Genomic DNA, 18,750 nt, shown 5'->3' on the forward strand with positions numbered 1-18,750 from the left:
ACGAAAAAATGAATAAGGGGTATCAGAGCAATACCCCTAAAATAGTTAACCCGGCTTAGCCTAATTGCTTACGTGCATTACGGAACATCCGCATCCACGGGCTATCCTCGCCCCACTCTTCGGGGTGCCACGAGTTACTGACCGTACGGAAGACGCGCTCAGGATGTGGCATCATGACTGTTGCCCGACCACTGGCACTGGTCACGGCCGTAATCCCGTTAGCTGAGCCGTTCGGGTTAGCCGGATATTGCTCGGTAACTGCGCCGTCATTATTTACAAAGCGCAATGCCACCAAGTTATTCTGTTCCAATGCAGCCAAATGCGCAGCATCACGCACTTCCACCAGCCCTTCGCCGTGTGAAACCGCAATAGGCATCCGTGAACCGACCATATCCTGCATAAACAGCGACGGGCTGCTCGCCACTTCAACCAGACTGAAGCGCGCTTCAAAGCGATCGGACAGGTTGCGAACAAATCGTGGCCAGTGCTCCGCGCCGGGAATCAATTCACGCAGGTTAGACATCATTTGGCAGCCGTTACAGACCCCCAACGCCAGTGTTTCAGGGTGATGGAAGAAGGCTTCGAACTCATCACGAACACGGTCATTGAACAGAATCGACTTCGCCCAGCCCTCACCCGCGCCCAAGACATCGCCGTAAGAGAAGCCGCCACAGGCCACTAAAGTCTGGAAGGCGCGCAAATCAGTGCGCCCAGCCAGCAGGTCACTCATATGCACATCGATAGCATCAAAACCGGCGCGGTGGAAAGCAGCGGCCATTTCAACGTGGGAGTTAACCCCTTGCTCACGAAGCACAGCCACTTTAGGTCGAGCTTGCTTGATGATGTACGGCGCGGCGATATCTTCAGCCGGATCGAAGGTCAGTTTCACATTCAAGCCAGGATCGCGTTCGTCCTGTTTCGCCTGATGCTCTTGATCCGCGCAATCCGGGTTATCCCGTAGACGCTGCATTTGCCAAGTGGTTTCAGCCCACCACAAACGCAGGGTGCTACGTTTTTCATGGTAAACCACCTCGGTGCCACGGCGAATAGCGAAAGTATCCCCCTCCACTGCCCGGCCCAGATAGTGAACACAATTTGCCAACCCATGGTCTGCCAGCACTTTCTCCACAGCAGCGCGCTGCTCGGCGCGCACCTGAATCACTGCACCCAACTCTTCATTGAACAATGCAGCCAGTGAATCGTTGCCTTGAGAGTGAATATCGACATCTATACCACAGTGACCGGCAAAGGCCATTTCAGCCAAGGTCACCAACAAACCGCCGTCAGAGCGATCGTGATAGGCCAACAGAGCCTGATCAGCCACCAAGCGCTGCATGGCGTTGAAGAAGCCCGCCAGTTGTTGCACATCGCGCACATCTGCTGGTTTATCCCCTAACTGGCGGTAGACCTGAGTCAGCGCAGTCGCACCCAATGCATTGTGGCCTGCGCCGAGATCAATCAGCAGCAGGGCATTGTCGCCTTTATCCATCCGCAATTGAGGTGTCACGGTATGGCGCACATCTTCGATGCGGGCGAAAGCAGTGATCACCAGTGACAGTGGTGAGGTCATTTCGCGCTGCTCGTCACCCTCCTGCCAGCGAGTTTTCATCGACATGGAGTCTTTGCCCACTGGAATGGTAATTTCCAGCGCCGGACAAAGCTCTTCGCCGACCGCGCGCACCGCATCATACAAACCAGCATCTTCACCGGGGTGGCCCGCTGCTGACATCCAGTTGGCCGACAGCTTAATGCGCTTTAGCTCACCAATTTGGGTGGCGGCGATATTGGTCAGTGCTTCACCGACCGCCAAACGAGCTGAGGCGGCAAAATCGAGCAGGGCCACGGGGGCGCGTTCGCCCAGCGACATCGCCTCGCCATAGTAGCTATCAAGGCTAGCACTGGTGACGGCGCAGTCAGCCACCGGGATCTGCCACGGGCCGACCATCTGGTCACGAGTGACCATGCCAGTGACGGTGCGGTCGCCAATGGTGATCAGGAAGGTTTTCTCTGCCACCGCAGGCAGGTGCATGACCCGTTTTACCGCATCGGCAATGGTGATATCCGCGCGTTGCAGCGCTTCACCTTTGGCCTGCAAGGTTTTGACGTCACGCAGCATTTTCGGCGTTTTACCCAGCAGCACATCCAGCGGCATATCAATGGGTTGATTATCGAAATGGCGGTCATTGAGGGTGAGATGTAACTCTTCAGTGGCTTCACCAATCACCGCGTAAGGGGCGCGTTCCCGGCGGCAAATCTGGTCAAACTGAGCCATCTGCGCGGGGGCGATCGCCATGACATAACGTTCCTGAGATTCGTTACACCACACTTCCAGCGGGCTCATGCCCGGCTCATCGTTCAAAATGTCACGCAGTTCAAAACGGCCACCCCGGCCGCCATCGCTGACCAGCTCTGGCATGGCGTTGGATAGACCGCCCGCGCCGACGTCATGGATAAACAGAATAGGGTTGTGGTCACCTAACTGCCAGCAGCGGTCAATCACTTCCTGACAGCGGCGTTCCATTTCTGGGTTATCGCGCTGTACCGAGGCAAAATCGAGATCCGCATCAGACTGACCGGAGGCCATAGAGGAAGCTGCACCGCCGCCCAGACCGATATTCATTGCCGGGCCGCCAAGTACCACCAGCTTAGCGCCGACAGTGATTTCGCCTTTTTGCACGTGATCCGCGCGGATATTACCAATCCCGCCCGCCAACATGATCGGCTTATGGTAGCCCCGTAGCTCAGTGCCGTTATGGCTGTTAACCCGCTCTTCATAGGTGCGGAAGTAGCCCAGCAGTGCTGGACGACCAAATTCGTTATTAAATGCGGCACCGCCCAAGGGGCCTTCAGTCATGATATCCAGCGCGGTGACGATCCGGTCTGGCTTGCCGAAATTCTCTTCCCATGGCTGTTCGAAGCCAGGAATTCGCAAGTTAGAGACGGAGAAGCCCACCAAACCCGCTTTCGGTTTCGCGCCACGCCCAGTGGCACCCTCATCACGGATTTCTCCGCCGGAGCCAGTCGCCGCCCCCGGCCATGGCGAAATTGCCGTCGGGTGGTTGTGGGTTTCCACTTTCATCAGAATATGGGCTTCTTCCTGATGGTAGCCATAAACGCCATTATCTGGTGCAGCAAAGAAGCGCCCGACCTGAGAACCTTCCATCACCGCTGCATTGTCTTTATAAGCAGACAGCACGTAATCCGGCGTGTGTTCAAAGGTGTTTTTGATCATTTTGAACAGTGTTTTAGGTTGAGCAACACCGTCGATAATCCAATCTGCGTTAAAAATCTTATGGCGGCAGTGCTCAGAGTTTGCCTGAGCAAACATATACAGTTCGATATCCGTCGGGTTGCGCCCAAGCCCAGTAAAGGCGGCCAGCAGATAATCAATTTCATCCGATGCCAGTGCCAGACCCAATTTCGTATTGGCCTGCTCCAGTGCACTGCGGCCCTGCGCCAGAATATCCACCCGTTGTACCGGAGCGGGCTGGTGATGAGAGAAAAGTTGTTCTGCTTGCTGCAAATCGGTGAATACCGTCTCCATCATGCGGTCATGTAGCAGCGCCGACAGTTGTTGCCATTGGCTCTCATTCAGATTCGGGCCTTGAATATAGAAAGCCAAACCCCGCTCCAGACGCAGAACTTGTGGTAATGCACAGTTGTGCGCGATATCAGTGGCTTTGGAAGACCACGGAGAGATGGTTCCCGGTCTTGGGGTCACCAGCAGTAAACGCCCTTTTGGCGCGTGCTCAGGGAGAGAGGGTCCATACTTAAGCAGCCGCTGGAGTCTGGCATGTTCATCAGCACTCAGGGGTGCGCTAACATCGGCAAAGTGAACATATTCGGCGTAGATATCACTCACCGGCAGGTGAGCATCCTGACAACGGGACAGCAGTTTGGTAATACGAAAAGCCGACAAAGCGGGCGAACCACGCAGTATTTCCATAATCTAAGTTTCTCTCGTCTTCGAAGCGACTGGACCAGCACTTCATTGGGCGCAGCATTTATTGGTGCAATGACTGGGGGAAAACGCGCGCCATTATAGTGAATCTAAGCCGCCGACGAAACCGTTTGCGTAGCTATTATTCATAATTGCGTCAGAAACTGCGGTTAAGGTTATCGGCTGCTTACCGCAGAAATAAGCTCGCAATAAAGTTGCACAGTGACGATTTGTTGCGCAAAATGCCACTCCACTGGGGATTTAACCATGTCGATCTTCGCTTCACGACACATAGATAAAGAGCGCTGCCGAGAGATAACTATTTGACGCGCATAAAATTAAATTACTTTGTTATCGCTGTCGTTGCCTTACTTTTGGCCCTCGCGCTGTGGCCCAATATTCCTTGGCGCAATGGTCAGGAGGGGCAACTCGATCGCATAAAAGCCAGTGGTGAACTGCGAGTTAGCACAATTAGTTCACCGCTGATCTACACGCCCGGAAAAGATGGCCCTTCCGGCCTCGACTATGAGCTGGCAAAGCGTTTTGCTGATTATCTGGGGGTCAAGCTGGTCATGACCCCGCGCCATAATATTGACGATCTGTTTGATGCTTTAGATAGCAATGATGCCGATATGCTGGCTGCCGGGCTGATTTATAACCGTGAGCGTCTCAATCGGGCGCGCACTGGCCCTGCCTACTATTCCGTCTCGCAACAGTTGGTCTACCGGGTGGGCACACCGCGACCAAAATCATTCAGTGATCTGAAAGGGCAACTGATCGTCGCCTCCGGTTCAGCTCACATGACCACGCTAAAACAGCTCAAGCAGAGCAAGTATCCCGACCTTAACTGGGGATCGTCCGTTGATCGCTCAGGAAAAGAGTTACTGGAGCAAGTGGCTGACGGCAAACTCGACTATACCCTCGGTGATTCCATCACCATCGCCCTGCTGCAACGCATTCACCCACAGTTGGCGGTCGCCTTTGATGTGACGGATGAAGAGCCCGTGACGTGGTATTTCCGCAAAGGCAGTGATGATAGCCTGTATGCGGCGATGCTCGATTTCTACAGCCAGATGGTGGAGGACGGCAGTTTGGCGCGGCTAGAGGAGAAATATCTCGGCCACGTCGGCAGCTTTGATTATGTCGATACCAAAACCTTCCTGTCCGCCATCGACAATGTGCTGCCCACCTTCCGGCCACTGTTTGAAAAACATGCGGGCGATATCGATTGGAAGTTGTTGGCCGCCATTGCTTATCAGGAATCACACTGGAACCCGCAAGCCACCTCACCGACCGGCGTGCGGGGGTTGATGATGCTCACCCGCGCTACCGCAGATGGTTTAGGGGTCAAAGACCGGGTTGATCCCGAAGAGAGCATCAGAGGCGGCTCTGTTTATTTACAGCGACTGATGCAAAAAGTGCCGGAAACCATCCCCGAAGATGAGCGCATTTGGTTCGCGCTGGCGGCCTACAATATGGGTTATGGTCATATGCTGGATGCACGCCGCCTCACCAAAAACCAGAATGGCAATCCAGACAGTTGGGTTGATGTCAAAATGCGGCTCCCCATGCTGAGCCAAAAACGCTACTACCCAAGCACCACCTATGGCTACGCCCGTGGTCACGAAGCCTATAATTACGTCGAGAACATCCGCCGTTATCAGGTGAGTTTGGTGGGATATTTGCAGGAAAAAGAGAAAAAAGCAGCCCAACATGCCGCGATCGAGGCGGAGTTGGGGAGAGCCTACCCGGTGGTCGCCCCCGGCTGGTCAATCAATAACTAGCCTTCATTCTATATATCAAGCTATCGCGATATCACGCTATCGCGCACGGGTTAATTTTCGTCCAGAGAGTTCCGTTGCGCGATTTTCAATGCCTTCTGCTGCTCCCGCCGCAGGCGAAAAAAGGCACTCAACTGATGGGAACAGGCGTCAGCCAGCACGCCAGCACTGATCTCGACCTGATGATTCATCCCTGGATGGCGTAAAATATCCACCAGCGATCCCGCCGCCCCAGTTTTCAGATCATTCGCACCATACACCAAGCGGCGAATCCGGCTGTGCACCATCGCCCCGGCGCACATCACGCAAGGTTCCAAGGTCACATATAAGGTGGCTTCCAGCAGGCGATAATTCTGCACCGCCTGCCCACCTTGGCGTAGCGCCATGATCTCTGCATGAGCGGTGGGATCATTATCGCGAATGGAGCGATTCCAACCTTCGCCAATCACCTGATTATCCAGCACCAACACGGCACCCACCGGAACTTCACCCTCTTCCTGCGCGCGCAGGGCCAGCGTCATTGCGCGCTGCATCCAGTACTCATCACTGTACTCAGCGGCCGACACACATTCAGAAGATAAATTATTATCAGCAGACACATTAACCTCTCTGGTCCTTTTGCGGCGTGCATTATACACAGCTAACGATAGCCGCTACACCCGTTATCCCCACGATCACCTCGCGAGATACAGATAAAGTAGCTCAATAGAGGATGATCGGTTAATGTTTCGCCTAGATAGAAAACGTATCTGACCGAAAGGATACGCCCTGATATGAGTGTTCTCTGATAATGGAAGCCAGATAAATGAAGCTCAGCAAGAAAAATGCCGCGATTGTGCGCAAAACCCTCAATGGATGGGCCAATGAAGGGGTGATCCCCGAGGAAGAGCATCAGCGCTTAATCAACCACATTGATATTCAGCCTTTTGACTGGCGCAGGCTAGCCGGTTATGCCTTCCTCGCGGCACTGGCGTCACTGGTTATCGCCATTGGCAGCTTAATGGCCGACACTTTCCTGTTGGCTTGGATTAGCCAATTTTTCCGCTTTGATCCGCCGATTCGGGTCATCGTCACCGGGGTTTTAGCCGCCCTTTTTTATGCTTGGGGCTTTCGCCGCCGTCGGCAAGATCCCAGTAAAATCTACAGCAATGAGGCGATATTGTTCCTCGGCGTCATAATGACGGCTGCCGCCATCGGCCAACTCGGTCTCTGGCTGGATAATGGCAGCGGGCGGTACTCCGTGCTATTGCTGCTCGGCACCCTTATCTATGGCGTGGTGGGTTGGTTAGGCCGCTCACCGCTGGTGTGGCTATTTGCCCTACTCTCGCTGGGGAATGCCTTTGGCGCGGAAACCGGCTATGCCTCGGGTTGGGGTGCTTATTGGTTGGGCATGAACTTCCCACTGCGCTTTATCGCCTTTGGCTTGCTGCTTTGCGCAGCCGCGCTGGCGTTGCAACCGCAACTGGCCATACGCCGACTCGATCGTGTGTCGCAGGCGATGGGGCTGCTCTACCTGTTTATCGCCTTATGGATACTGTCTATTTTTGGCAATTACGGTGACATTGAGCACTGGTATCAGACCCGCCAAATAGAGCTGATGCACTGGAGTTTACTGTTTGCCATCGCCGCCGGAGCCGCTATCTGGCTGGGGTTAAAACGGGATGATGCGATGTTGCGCGGCTTTGGCCTGACATTCCTCGCTATCAACCTGTATACCCGCTTCTTTGAGTTTTTCTGGGATGCGATGCCAAAAACCCTGTTCTTCCTGCTGCTGGGCATCAGTTTATGGTTGCTGGGAAGACATGCTGAGCGGATCTGGCAGCTCGGCCACCATGACAATGATGTCACCCACTAAGGGCCGAACCCATTAACGTGGCGAATAGTAGCAGCTGTCTTTATTCCAGTTGCTGCAATTCGCCCGTTTTACTGACCCGCCAGCGATGCTCGCAGAAGTGCAATAGCGGGTTATCCTGCTTACTGTCGCTGTATCCACTGTAGAGTTTCAGCGGCGAACCCAAGCGCTGCTCCAGTTGTACCACTTTCTCTGGCCCTAAACAGCGCAGGGGCAGCACCCACCCTCCATTGCGCCGTGCCATGCGGCTGCCCACCAGCCGTAAGCGGTGAATAAAGGCTGAATCATGGTAAACCTGTTCGACCAGTCGTTGCGGCGAACCAGTAATCAACCAGACCTCGGCGTCACTGCTCTCCAGATATTCGCGCAACCGCATCACCACCACGGGAAACGCGGTGACTTTCTGCCGAAATGCCTTCACAAAGCGCAACTCCAAATCTTTTAGATGGGCTTCACGCCGCCCAAAAGTCGCCGCCCACAGCAATAGACTCATCGGCCAGCGGGCGCAGCGCCCCCCAACCAGCAATCCCAGCCCAATCACAGGTAGTAGCGGGATCACCAGCAACAGATTCAGTGGCAGGTGGCGCAACAAAAACCGCAAAAAGCTGCCAAACATATCCTGCTGATGCAAAGTGCCATCTAAATCAAAAAAGACCACGCGTTTGGCACTGGCGACTTGCGGCTCGCGTGCGGCCTTAGAATCAGTGTCAGCTTGCTCAAAGGGGGATGTGGCCTGCTCTGCACTCAAAAGTTACTCCTCAGGGTCATTGAATCCCATAAACCAAGTAAATAGAAAACCTGCCAGTATGGTGACAACCATAGCCACTAAATACAACATCACTTTACCAGTGACGATAGTCAGCGCCAGTGGTAAGCCGGAAATACCAAACGTAATCACGGTCGCCACTTTCCAATAACTGATCAGTGCCCCGCCGACCGCGCCTCCTAAGCAAGCCGCAATGAAAGGTTTGCCCAGCGGCAAGGTGACACCGAAAATCAGCGGCTCACCGATGCCCAGAATCCCCACGGGCAACGCCCCTTTGATCACTTTTTTCAATCGACTATTCCGGGTTTTCATTAGCACCGCCAACGCGGCCCCCACCTGCCCGACCCCCGCCATAGCCAAAATCGGCAGCAGTGGATTGGCTCCGTGAGCCTGAACCAGCTCCACATGAATAGGCACTAGCCCTTGATGCAGCCCGGTCAATACCAGTGGCAGGAAGAAACCAGACAACAGCGCCCCCACCAGCAAACCGCCATGATCAATCGCCAAATTGACACCATGAGTGATGCCCTCGGAAATATAGCCGCCCAGTGGCTGCAAAATCACAATCGCCAGTGAGGCGGTAATCAGAGTGGTCAGCAGTGGGTTGACGATAAGCTCGATGGACTCCGGTAAGCGCTGGCGTAGCCACTTCTCCAGCCAGCACATTAAGGCCACCACCAGTAACACAGCAATCACACCGCCGCGCCCTGGCTGCAATGGTTCGCCGAATAGGGTGATTTGCGCCAGTGCCGGGCTGGTCAGAATCCCCGCCATCACCCCGCCCATCGCCGCTGAGCCGCCAAAGACCTTGGCCGCATTGACCCCCACCAGAATATTCATAATGGCAAAAACCGCGCTACCGAAAATGGCCAGCAGGCCAAGCAGATTCGGGTATTGCAGCGCCAGATCTCCTGAGATATCAGGTCGTTTCAGCAGGTTTACTATCCCCATAATCAAACCTGATGCGATAAATGCAGGGATGATCGGGATGAATATGTTAGCCAGTTGCCTTAAGGCTTCACTCATCGGGGCGGCATATTTGGCCTTGGCCTGCGCCTTATTACGGCTGATATCATCCAGAGACACCGCAGTGTCATCTCTCTGGCTTTTCAACAAGGTACGCATACGATCAACCACTTTTGACGCCGCACCGGGGCCAACAATCAGCTGATGCTGATCCCCCTGCTTGATGTAACCCTTTACGCCCTCCAACTGCTTAAGCAGCACCAAATCCGGCAGTTGCTCATCTTTCACCACAATGCGCACCCGGGTCATGCAGTTCTCAAGTTTGAGAATATTCCCTTCGCCACCAATGCCCGCAAGTATTTGTGTTGCCAATATGGTTGACTTATCCATCGCCGATCCTCTGAGAGTGAGTCTTACAATGCTGCGCGCAAATAGCCCTGATGCTGCTGGAGATCCTGACGGGCCTGCTCGGCGCTCACCCCTTTCAGAATCATCAAAATGGCGGGTTTCACTTCAAATTCAGTTTGTGACAGTGCATTTTCAGCCTCCGCGCGGCTGGCTCCGGTAGCCTCAACCACAATGCGGCAAGCACGATCGACCAGCTTCACATTGGTCGCTTTCACATCCACCATTAGATTTTGGTAAACCTTACCCAACCTGACCATCGCCCCGGTGGATAGCATATTCAGTACCAATTTCTGCGCCGTACCCGACTTCATTCGGGTGGAACCGGTCAGCGCTTCCGGCCCGACCACGGGTGAGATGGCAACCAATGCTTCCTGCGCGATAGGGGAGTCTGGATTACAGGAGATGGCCGCCGTCGGGCAGCCAAGTTGCCGGGCATAGCGCAGAGCACCAATGACATAGGGGGTACGGCCCGAGGCTGCCAGACCCACCACCATATCGGTTGCGGTAAGATTTAAATCTTGCAGATCCCGCATCCCGAGCGCCATATCATCTTCGGCCCCTTCTACGGCTTTGAGTAACGCACTGGGGCCGCCCGCAATTAAGCCAATCACCATGCCATGAGGCACACCAAAGGTCGGTGGGCATTCCGAGGCATCCAGAACCCCGAGCCGGCCGCTAGTTCCAGCCCCCAGATAGATCAGCCGCCCGCCCTGCTTGAGTGCCTCGGCTGCCAGATCAACCGCCTGCGCAATCGCCGGTAAAACCAAGCGAATGGCCTCCGGCACTTTGCGATCCTCATCATTAATGCAGGTCAGCATCGCCAGCGTAGAGAGTTTGTCCAACTCCATAGTGGCCGGATTACGACTTTCAGAAATTAACATGCCCAGATTCATGATTTGTTCCTCGTTGAATTTTTAATTCAAAAATATTTATTTATAATTGAATATAATATTCATTAAAGCGACTGTTTTCTTGTCGCATTCATCGGATGATCACAAAAAAAGGGTGTTATGCTCGCTAACTTAGCCTTTGCCCTCTGTTTTTATGGGTATTCTTAACCCGCATGGCAAAATAGCTTCCCTTATTCAGGAACTGATTTATGAGCACTCTTCTACGTATCCGCCAGCTCTACCCGACGCTGGCACAAAATGACCGCAAGCTGGCCGACTTTCTGCTGACCAATCCTGAGCAGGCACGCCATCTGAGTTCGCAGCGATTGGCGTTGCAGACCGGTGTCAGTCAATCTGCGGTGGTCAAATTTGCTCAGAAATTAGGCTACAAAGGCTTTCCGGCTCTGAAGCTGGCACTGAGCGAGGTGGTCGCCGCACCAGCGCAGGCCGTCACACTTCACAACCAAATTCTGAGTACCGATAGCTTAAAAACCGTCGGCGAAAAGCTATTGAGTGAAAAAGCCGCCGCACTGCGGGCGACACTGGATATCAACAGTGAACAGCGCCTCACCCAAGCATTAGAGATGCTGCGGGCAGCACGACGTATTATCTTGACCGGTATTGGTGCATCTGGGCTGGTGGCGAAAGATCTTGCCTATAAGCTGTTAAAAATTGGCGTGATGGCGGTATCGGAAACGGATATGCATGCCCAGTTGGCCGCCGTGCAAGCATTAGATTCGCGGGATTTGCTGTTGGCGATCTCCTTTAGCGGTGAACGCCGAGAGATCAATCTGGCCGCTGAAGAGGCACAGCGGTGTGGTGCTAAGGTACTGGCACTGACCAGCTTCTCCCCCAACAGTTTGCAACAGCGCGCTGACCATTGCCTGTATACCATCTCAGAAGAGCCAGCCATTCGCAGTGCCGCGATATCTTCAAGCACCGCGCAATATGCCCTGACGGACCTGCTGTTTATGGCGATGATTCAGCAAGATCTTGAAAGCGCTCAGGATCACATTAAGCACAGTGCGGCACTGATGAAAAAACTGGTCTAAGGAGTTCAGAGGCGTATAATCCTCCGCTGTTCAGAATACCCGACCTAAGGTAAGAAAATCATGGCCCTGTTGATCACTCGTAAATGCATTAATTGCGACATGTGCGAGCCGGAATGCCCTAACGAGGCAATTTCCATGGGTGCGGAAATCTATCAGATTGACCCGATGCGCTGTACGGAATGTGTGGGTCATTACGAAACGCCAACTTGCCAGTTGGTCTGCCCAATTGATAATACGATATCGATCGATCCTGCTTGGGTTGAGTCTAACGAGCAGCTGTGGGATAAGTTTGTCCAACTGCATCACGCCGATCGTTTGTAGCCTTTGCGACTCCCCAATACTGTGAATGATCAGTGCCTCCGTGGAAGCACTGGTCACAAATCAACTCAAAACCGCGTTAAACAAACAGGCTGATCAGCAGCACCATCCCCAAGCCAACCACCGAGTTAGTCAACTCCAGCAAGCCCCAAGTTTTCAGCGTGTCTTTAATCGACAGCTCAAAATACCCTTTAAACAGCCAGAATGAAGCATCATTAATATGGGTGAAGGTGTTAGAACCTGCCGCCGTTGCTAGCACCAACAGCGCCGGATCGACCGAGGTAATGGTGTGGGTGACGGGGTCCATGACAGCGGCACCAATAATCCCCGCTGCGGTCATGGCCGACACCACACCTTGCCCAGTTGATAGGCGAATAAGCACCGTAATCAGCCAGGCCATGATATAAGGTGATACCCCACCCGCTGACATCAGCATACCGATGGTATCGCCAATGCCAGTATCAATGATGACCTGTTTTAGCGCCCCACCCGCACCGATGATCAAGATGACCATCGCAATCCCTTTTACCGCCCCTTCAAAGGAGTGCATCACCCATTCCATCTTATGACCGCGCCCAGTGCCGAAAAGAACAAAGGCGACCAGCATCGCGATAAACATGGCAATAGGTGACGAACCAAGGAAGTTGAGGAGGGTGTACGATGTCGTCCCTTTAACCAACCAGATGTTAGCAATGGTCGTGAAAATCATAATAAAAGCAGGGATGAGCGGAACCAAAATTGAGGTGCTAAACGACGGTAAATTATTTTCATCCAGCGGGTTTTCTGCCTTCAGGAACGTCGGTACTGGCCGCTCCAGATTGCCAAGGAATTTCGGCAAAATTAGTCCCGCACAGATAACTGAAGGGATGGCAACCAGCACGCCGTAGATATAAACCATCCCCATATCAGCACCATACGCACTAACAAGGGCAACTGGCCCCGGCTGTGGTGGGAAAAGGGAGTGCGCAGTCGTCGCAGCAGCAACGGCGGGGATCGCCAACTTCAGGAATGGGATCTTGGCTTCAACCGCGATAGCAATGATCAAGGGTGCCAAAATGATAAAGGCAACTTCATAGAACATAGCCAAACCAAAGATCAGGCCAATGATGATGACGGCAAACTCGACATACTTAAGCCCAAACCGACGCAACAGAGTCTGAGCTATCTGATGAGCGGCACCAGAGTCGACCATCAGCTTGCCGATCACCGCACCAAAGACGACGATGATAGCCAGTTCACCGAGCGTCCCCCCAAACCCCGCTTTAATGGTATGCAGAAGTTTGAGCAGATCCATCCCGGCGAGAGTTCCCACCAACAGTGCCGCTAACAGCAATGCAATCATTGAGTTAATTTGATAGCGGATATTGAGCAGTAGCATCAAGCCAATGCCCAATACCACCCATAGGATATTAATCCATTCCATCTTTTATTTTCCCCAGAGGTTAATTATCAATGTCTTCAAGTATCACTATTTTTATATTGGTCAGGCCAAATTAAGTGATTTTTAGTTGGCAGAAGATCACATTCATACTGGAGTTTTTGCTTTAACCCCACACTCTTGCGATCAAGCCGTTCATTGCATCCAATAATTTGGTATTACAAGTACCACTTACTGGGCGACCAAATGAAGTATTGGTTAACCAACTTGTCGGACAGATCGCAAAATTAAGATTTATTGCAAAATAAAGACTTATTACAAAAAGTTTTTACACCCTGATGCGGATTGAGAAACGGAGAGCGGGATGGGAGTGATAGGAGTGATGAGTTAGGGTCGGGTTGAATAGGGCTAGGTTGGATGGGATAAGTCACAAAAAAGGAGCGGCATTTTCATGCTCGCTCCTTAATGCTTATTAGCAGCCTCTTGGCAGCAATAGGTAATCTTAGCTTTCAATGATCACAGTGGCACAGGCATAGCGCCGCTCATCCGCTAAAGTAACATGCAGGGATTTGACCCCTAGCTCGGCTGCCAATTCTGCCGCCCGTTGATGCAAATGCAGTGTCGGCTTACCCAATGCATCGTTAATCACTTCAAACTGATTAAACGCCAGACCATTACGGATGCCAGTGCCAAATGCTTTGGCCGCCGCTTCTTTGACCGCAAAACGTTTAGCCAGAAAACGGATGGGTTGCTGATGCTGCTGATAATGTTGCCATTCGGATGGACTCAGGATACGCCGTGCCAATCTGTCACCGCTACGTTCAACCACGGCCTCTATCCTTGAAATCTCAACAATATCAGTACCTAAGCCAAGAATAGCCATTAACGACGCGCTTCCCGCATCAACACTTTCATATCGCCAACCGCAGCGGCAAGCCCGGTCATCACTGCCTGACCAATAATAGCATGGCCAATATTCAGCTCCTGGATTTCAGGTAAGGCGGCGATGGGTTGCACATTGTGGTAAGTCAGGCCATGGCCTGCATTGACCTTCAGCCCTTTGCTGGCCGCATAAGTCGCGGCTTTCGTGATCCGCACTAACTCGGCCTGACGCGCTAAATCAGTAATGGCATCGGCATAAGCGCCGGTATGGATTTCAATATAAGGTGCACCCACGGTAACAGCCGCATCAATCTGGCGCATATCTGCATCAATAAATAGTGATACCAAAATGCCCGCCTCAGCTAATCTGCTGACGGCTATCGTCATTTTGTCAATTTGCCCGGCGACATCCAGACCACCTTCGGTCGTCACTTCCTGACGTTTTTCCGGCACCAAACAGCAAAAGTGGGGTTGTAACTCACAGGCGATCCCCACCATTTCATCCGTGACGGCCATTTCCAGATTCATGCGGGTCTGGATGGTCTGACGTAAGATACGCACATCGCGATCCGTGATATGGCGACGATCTTCACGTAAATGCACCGTAATGCCGTCGGCACCGGCTTGTTCGGCGATAAACGCGGCCTGAATAGGATCAGGGTAAATGGTTCCACGTGCATTTCGTAATGTCGCAATGTGATCAATATTAACGCCCAGCAACAAATCAGCCATGACAGCCCTCCCGTTATGGATGCATCTTGATTAGGTCAATAAGCACGCAAAAAGCCTGCTATGAAACGCATAAGTGCCTCGCAGTTTACACTGAGTAGACGGGCGGCAATAAGTGAAAATTGGCGATGGAGAGTTTAAATAATGTCGGAACGCACTAGGTTAAGGGTTCAACCGGTGGCTTAATCACGAATTGGCGGAACAGTTCACGACTTTTTAGCGGCTTACCGCCCAGATAGGGTTTCAGCGCAATGCGGGTAAATCGTTTGGCAGCACGCAGAGTGTCGGCATCAGGAAATTCACGATGAGCCAAGGCCAGCAATTGGCGGCCGGTAAAGCTGTAATGGTCGATCACCAGACTGGCGATAAAACCTTTTTCTTCCCGATAGCGGTAGGTCATGGTCTCCGATACGGGCTGCCCGCTGCCTGAACAATGAAGAAAATCAACGCCATAGCCAAGGTGAGCCAATATCGCCAATTCAAACTGGCGTAATGCATATTCAGGCGTTCCATCACTGCCAGCCAATGATTGCAAACAGTGCAGATAGTCGAAGAATAAGGCAGAGTAATTGGTTTGGTGTTCTAACACCCGAGAAAGCAGCTCATTGACATATAAGCCGCTGTACAACATAGAGCCGCTCAATGGGAGAGCTAACGATACTGGCTCGGCACTGCGTAATGTTTTGACCTCACCTCGTCCGCTCCAGCGAACCAGTAAAGGCGTAAAAGGCTGCAAGCAGCCTTTTAGATTGGATCGGCGACCCCGCGCACCTTTTGCCAATACCCGCATGCGGCCTTCTCCTTCAGTGAATAGATCCAGCATCAAACTGGTTTCACTGTAAGGTCGCCCATGCAGGACAAATGCGCGTTGCCAACCGTCCATCGGCGGCCTTACTTCAGGTCGTCGGTATAGCCTAAGCTGCGCAATGCACGTTCGTCATCTGCCCAGCCTGATTTCACTTTCACCCACAGCTCAAGATGCACTTTAGCCTCGAACATTTTTTCCATGTCCTGACGGGCTTCAATACCGATCGTCTTGATTTTTGTACCTTTGTTGCCGATGACCATTTTTTTCTGGCCTTCGCGCTCGACCAAAATCAAACCGTGGATGTTATAACCACCGCGTTCATTGGGTACGAACTGTTCAATCTCAACCGTCACTGAGTAAGGTAACTCCTCACCCAAAAAGCGCATCAGTTTTTCACGAATGATCTCTGACGCCATAAAACGCTGGGAGCGGTCAGTGATGTAATCTTCTGGGAAGTGATGTTCAGCTTCCGGCATAAGCTTGCGCACAATGCTAGCAATAGTATCCACATTCATCCCTTTCTCCGCAGAGATCGGCACAACATCGAGGAAATTCATCTGCTGGCTTAAGAACTGGATATGTGGCAACAGCTTGCTTTTATCGGTGACGTTATCAACTTTGTTGATCGCCAATAATACTGGGCAATCTAAGCTGCGCAGCTTATTGACCACCATTTCGTCGTCGGCAGTCCAATTGGTGCCTTCAACCACAAAAATTACCAACTCCACATCACCGAGAGAGCTGCTTGCCGCGCGATTCATTAAGCGGTTAATGGCGCGTTTTTCTTCAATATGCAGCCCTGGGGTATCAACATAAATGGCCTGATATGGCCCTTCAGTATGGATACCCATAATACGGTGGCGTGTGGTTTGTGGTTTACGTGAAGTGATGGAGATCTTTTGCCCCAACAATTCATTCAGCAAGGTAGATTTGCCCACATTCGGACGACCTACAATTGCAATAAAACCACAATACGTTTTTTCTACTTCGCTCATTCAAGCTCCAACTGTTTCAGCGCTTGTTCCGCTGCCGCCTGCTCAGCTTTACGTCGACTTGAGCCAGTACCTATTACTGGTTCATTCAAGCCACTCACCTGGCAGTGGATAGTAAATTCCTGATCATGTGCTTCACCGCGAACCTGCACAACCAGATAAGAAGGCAATGGCAGATGACGGCCCTGCAAATACTCTTGTAGGCGCGTTTTTGGGTCTTTCTGCTTATCACCGGGGCTGATTTCCTCTAATCGACTGCGATACCAGTCAAGAATCAGCCGTTCAATCATATGTATATCGCTATCTAAGAATATACCGCCAATCAAGGCTTCTACCGTGTCCGCTAAAATTGATTCGCGGCGAAAACCACCACTCTTCAATTCGCCCGGCCCGAGGCGTAAACATTCACCAAGGTCAAACTCACGGGCCATTTCGGCGAGGGTATTGCCTCTGACCAATGTTGCACGCATCCGGCTCATATCCCCTTCGTCAACACGGGGGAAACGGCGATACAGCTCATTGGCGATAACAAAACTTAATATAGAGTCACCCAGGAACTCCAAACGCTCATTGTGTTTGCTACTGGCGCTACGATGAGTCAGTGCTTGCAGCAAGAGCTCCTGCTGTTGAAAAGTGTAGCCCAGCTTCCGCTGTAGCCTGTTTATTACGATGGGGTTCATGAGTTACCAATAGATCAAGAATGCGTCAAAAACTACAGCATACGGAACAGGTCTGATCCACCAAAAATATCAGGACAAAACTGTTTCGTTTGCAGTGGCCCCCATAAAAGAGCCAACTTTTATCGCTCGAAAGTATATTCTACAACGAGTGGAAATATAATGCTGCGTTTAAATACCCTGCTCACCTGAACTCATCGCGGTATTACCAGCGGCCACACACCCGAATCACTGACATTTATCAGATCATCGGGATGTGTTAACAACAACTGACGACTACGCCAATGACTTTGGGCCGCCGATATTAATGAACGCCACCAATCCGACTTAAACGTACGCCCGTTGGCCATTCACCTTCTTGCTTTTCAAAACTCATCCAAATAGCCGTAGCCTTACCCACCAGATTACGCTCTGGCACAAAGCCCCAGTAACGGCTATCTGCGCTATTATCGCGATTGTCGCCCATCATAAAGTAATGACCTTCCGGCACCACCCAAACCCCGAGAGGCTGATTAGGCTGCTGATAATAGCCACCAATCTGATCCTGACGCCCTGGCACTGTCAGAATATGGTGTGCAACCGTGCCTAACGTCTCACTACGTTCACGCAGACGCACACCACCGTCAGGTACAGCCTGATTGGTCGGGATCTGGAAGAAGCCAGCAGAAGTCTCGCCATTACCGCTATAGCGGAATGTCTGCACAAAATCACTTGGTTCAGACGGGCTGTAAGTAATCGGTAACGCGCTATCGCAAGAAGTACCGGTATTGCACGCAGGCTGAACCGTCACTTCTTTGCTAATTGGATTATAGCTAACACGGTCACCCGGTAAACCCACCACCCGCTTGATATAATCTACTCGCGGATCTAGCGGATATTTAAACACGGCAATATCGCCACGTTTTGGATGCCCAGTAGGGATCAGCGTAGTTTGCGTTATCGGATCTTTAATACCGTAAGCAAACTTCTCAACCAGAATGAAATCACCAATCAATAGCGTGGGCATCATCGAACCAGACGGAATCTGGAAAGGTTCGTAAATAAACGAACGCACGATAAATACCAGTGCCAATACCGGGAAAACGGAAGCACAAGTCTCAATCCAGCCGGGTTGTCTCGCCGCCTGTGATAATGTTTTATTATCTACCGCGTCACCCGCCTGAGCCTTGATTTCCGCAGTTTGTGCGTGTACTGCGGCAATTTTCGCCTGACGTGCCGGGCCCCATTTAAACCGCTCGAAGCACCAGATAATCCCTGTCAACAGCGTTGCTATCGCTAAAATCAAAGCGAACATATTAGCCATCAAAACTC

General features: G+C 52.1%; 16 protein-coding genes. 4 read left to right on the forward strand and 12 right to left on the reverse strand.

Annotated features, from left to right (window positions below; all coding sequences use genetic code 11):
• Positions 1–55: 55 nt before the first annotated feature.
• Complete coding sequence (gene purL / locus HRD69_RS20090) at positions 56–3,946, reverse strand: phosphoribosylformylglycinamidine synthase (protein ID WP_004874632.1); 3,891 nt, start codon at positions 3,944–3,946, stop codon at positions 56–58.
• A 317-nt stretch (positions 3,947–4,263) separates the two neighbouring features.
• Here purL and mltF point away from each other — a divergent pair, with 317 nt between their 5' ends.
• Positions 4,264–5,724, forward strand: a complete 1,461-nt coding sequence (gene mltF, locus HRD69_RS20095; RefSeq protein ID WP_004874630.1) for a membrane-bound lytic murein transglycosylase MltF — start codon at positions 4,264–4,266, stop codon at positions 5,722–5,724.
• A 50-nt stretch (positions 5,725–5,774) separates the two neighbouring features.
• Here the strand turns inward: mltF and tadA are convergent, their stop codons facing one another.
• Complete coding sequence (tadA, locus tag HRD69_RS20100; RefSeq protein ID WP_032813915.1) at positions 5,775–6,359, reverse strand: tRNA adenosine(34) deaminase TadA; 585 nt, start codon at positions 6,357–6,359, stop codon at positions 5,775–5,777.
• 167 nt (positions 6,360–6,526) lie between these two features.
• Between tadA and HRD69_RS20105 the strand changes: the two genes are divergently transcribed.
• The gene (locus HRD69_RS20105; RefSeq protein WP_004874628.1) at positions 6,527–7,576 is read left to right on the forward strand and encodes a DUF2157 domain-containing protein; all 1,050 of its coding nucleotides are present in this window, start codon (positions 6,527–6,529) and stop codon (positions 7,574–7,576) included.
• Positions 7,577–7,616: 40 nt separating this feature from the next.
• On the opposite strand, the gene yfhb is transcribed toward HRD69_RS20105, so the two are convergent.
• The 3 genes from yfhb to murQ form a co-directional block, all read right to left on the reverse strand.
• Positions 7,617–8,231, reverse strand: coding sequence for a phosphatidylglycerophosphatase C (gene yfhb / locus HRD69_RS20110; RefSeq protein WP_080545005.1), 615 nt, complete (start codon positions 8,229–8,231; stop codon positions 7,617–7,619).
• A gap of 93 nt (positions 8,232–8,324) precedes the next feature.
• Entirely contained in the window at positions 8,325–9,695 is a 1,371-nt protein-coding gene (locus HRD69_RS20115) for a PTS transporter subunit EIIC (RefSeq protein WP_004874626.1), read from the reverse strand.
• Positions 9,696–9,718: 23 nt separating this feature from the next.
• The gene (murQ, locus tag HRD69_RS20120) at positions 9,719–10,606 is read right to left on the reverse strand and encodes an N-acetylmuramic acid 6-phosphate etherase (RefSeq protein ID WP_004874625.1); all 888 of its coding nucleotides are present in this window, start codon (positions 10,604–10,606) and stop codon (positions 9,719–9,721) included.
• A gap of 206 nt (positions 10,607–10,812) precedes the next feature.
• Here murQ and HRD69_RS20125 point away from each other — a divergent pair, with 206 nt between their 5' ends.
• Positions 10,813–11,655, forward strand: a complete 843-nt coding sequence (locus tag HRD69_RS20125; RefSeq protein ID WP_004874624.1) for a MurR/RpiR family transcriptional regulator — start codon at positions 10,813–10,815, stop codon at positions 11,653–11,655.
• 60 nt (positions 11,656–11,715) lie between these two features.
• A complete protein-coding gene (locus HRD69_RS20130) occupies positions 11,716–11,976 on the forward strand; it encodes a YfhL family 4Fe-4S dicluster ferredoxin (RefSeq protein ID WP_032813912.1) in 261 nt (86 codons plus the stop codon).
• Between the two features lie 76 nt (positions 11,977–12,052).
• On the opposite strand, the gene gntP is transcribed toward HRD69_RS20130, so the two are convergent.
• From gntP to lepB, 7 genes are all read right to left on the reverse strand, one after another.
• On the reverse strand, positions 12,053–13,396 hold the full coding sequence (gene gntP, locus HRD69_RS20135; RefSeq protein ID WP_004874623.1) for a gluconate permease GntP: 1,344 nt from the start codon (positions 13,394–13,396) through the stop codon (positions 12,053–12,055).
• Between the two features lie 457 nt (positions 13,397–13,853).
• Positions 13,854–14,234 carry a holo-ACP synthase gene (gene acpS / locus HRD69_RS20140; protein ID WP_032813910.1) on the reverse strand — a complete coding sequence of 127 codons (381 nt, stop codon included), beginning with the start codon at positions 14,232–14,234 and terminating at the stop codon, positions 13,854–13,856.
• Positions 14,234–14,965, reverse strand: a complete 732-nt coding sequence (gene pdxJ / locus HRD69_RS20145) for a pyridoxine 5'-phosphate synthase (RefSeq protein WP_004874622.1) — start codon at positions 14,963–14,965, stop codon at positions 14,234–14,236. Before pdxJ ends, acpS begins: the two co-directional genes overlap by 1 nt.
• A 154-nt stretch (positions 14,966–15,119) precedes the next feature.
• Positions 15,120–15,845, reverse strand: a complete 726-nt coding sequence (gene recO / locus HRD69_RS20150; protein WP_004874621.1) for a DNA repair protein RecO — start codon at positions 15,843–15,845, stop codon at positions 15,120–15,122.
• A gap of 8 nt (positions 15,846–15,853) precedes the next feature.
• Entirely contained in the window at positions 15,854–16,765 is a 912-nt protein-coding gene (gene era, locus HRD69_RS20155) for a GTPase Era (RefSeq protein ID WP_032813908.1), read from the reverse strand.
• Positions 16,762–17,442 (reverse strand): ribonuclease III, encoded by a 681-nt coding sequence (gene rnc, locus HRD69_RS20160; protein ID WP_019212212.1) that lies wholly within the window; start codon positions 17,440–17,442, stop codon positions 16,762–16,764. Before rnc ends, era begins: the two co-directional genes overlap by 4 nt.
• Positions 17,443–17,743: 301 nt before the next feature.
• A complete protein-coding gene (gene lepB / locus HRD69_RS20165) occupies positions 17,744–18,742 on the reverse strand; it encodes a signal peptidase I (protein WP_004874618.1) in 999 nt (332 codons plus the stop codon).
• Between the last annotated feature and the right edge of the window lie 8 nt (positions 18,743–18,750).

The sequence above is a fragment of the Yersinia mollaretii ATCC 43969 genome, from assembly GCF_013282725.1.
Taxonomy (GTDB): Bacteria; Pseudomonadota; Gammaproteobacteria; order Enterobacterales; family Enterobacteriaceae; genus Yersinia; species Yersinia mollaretii.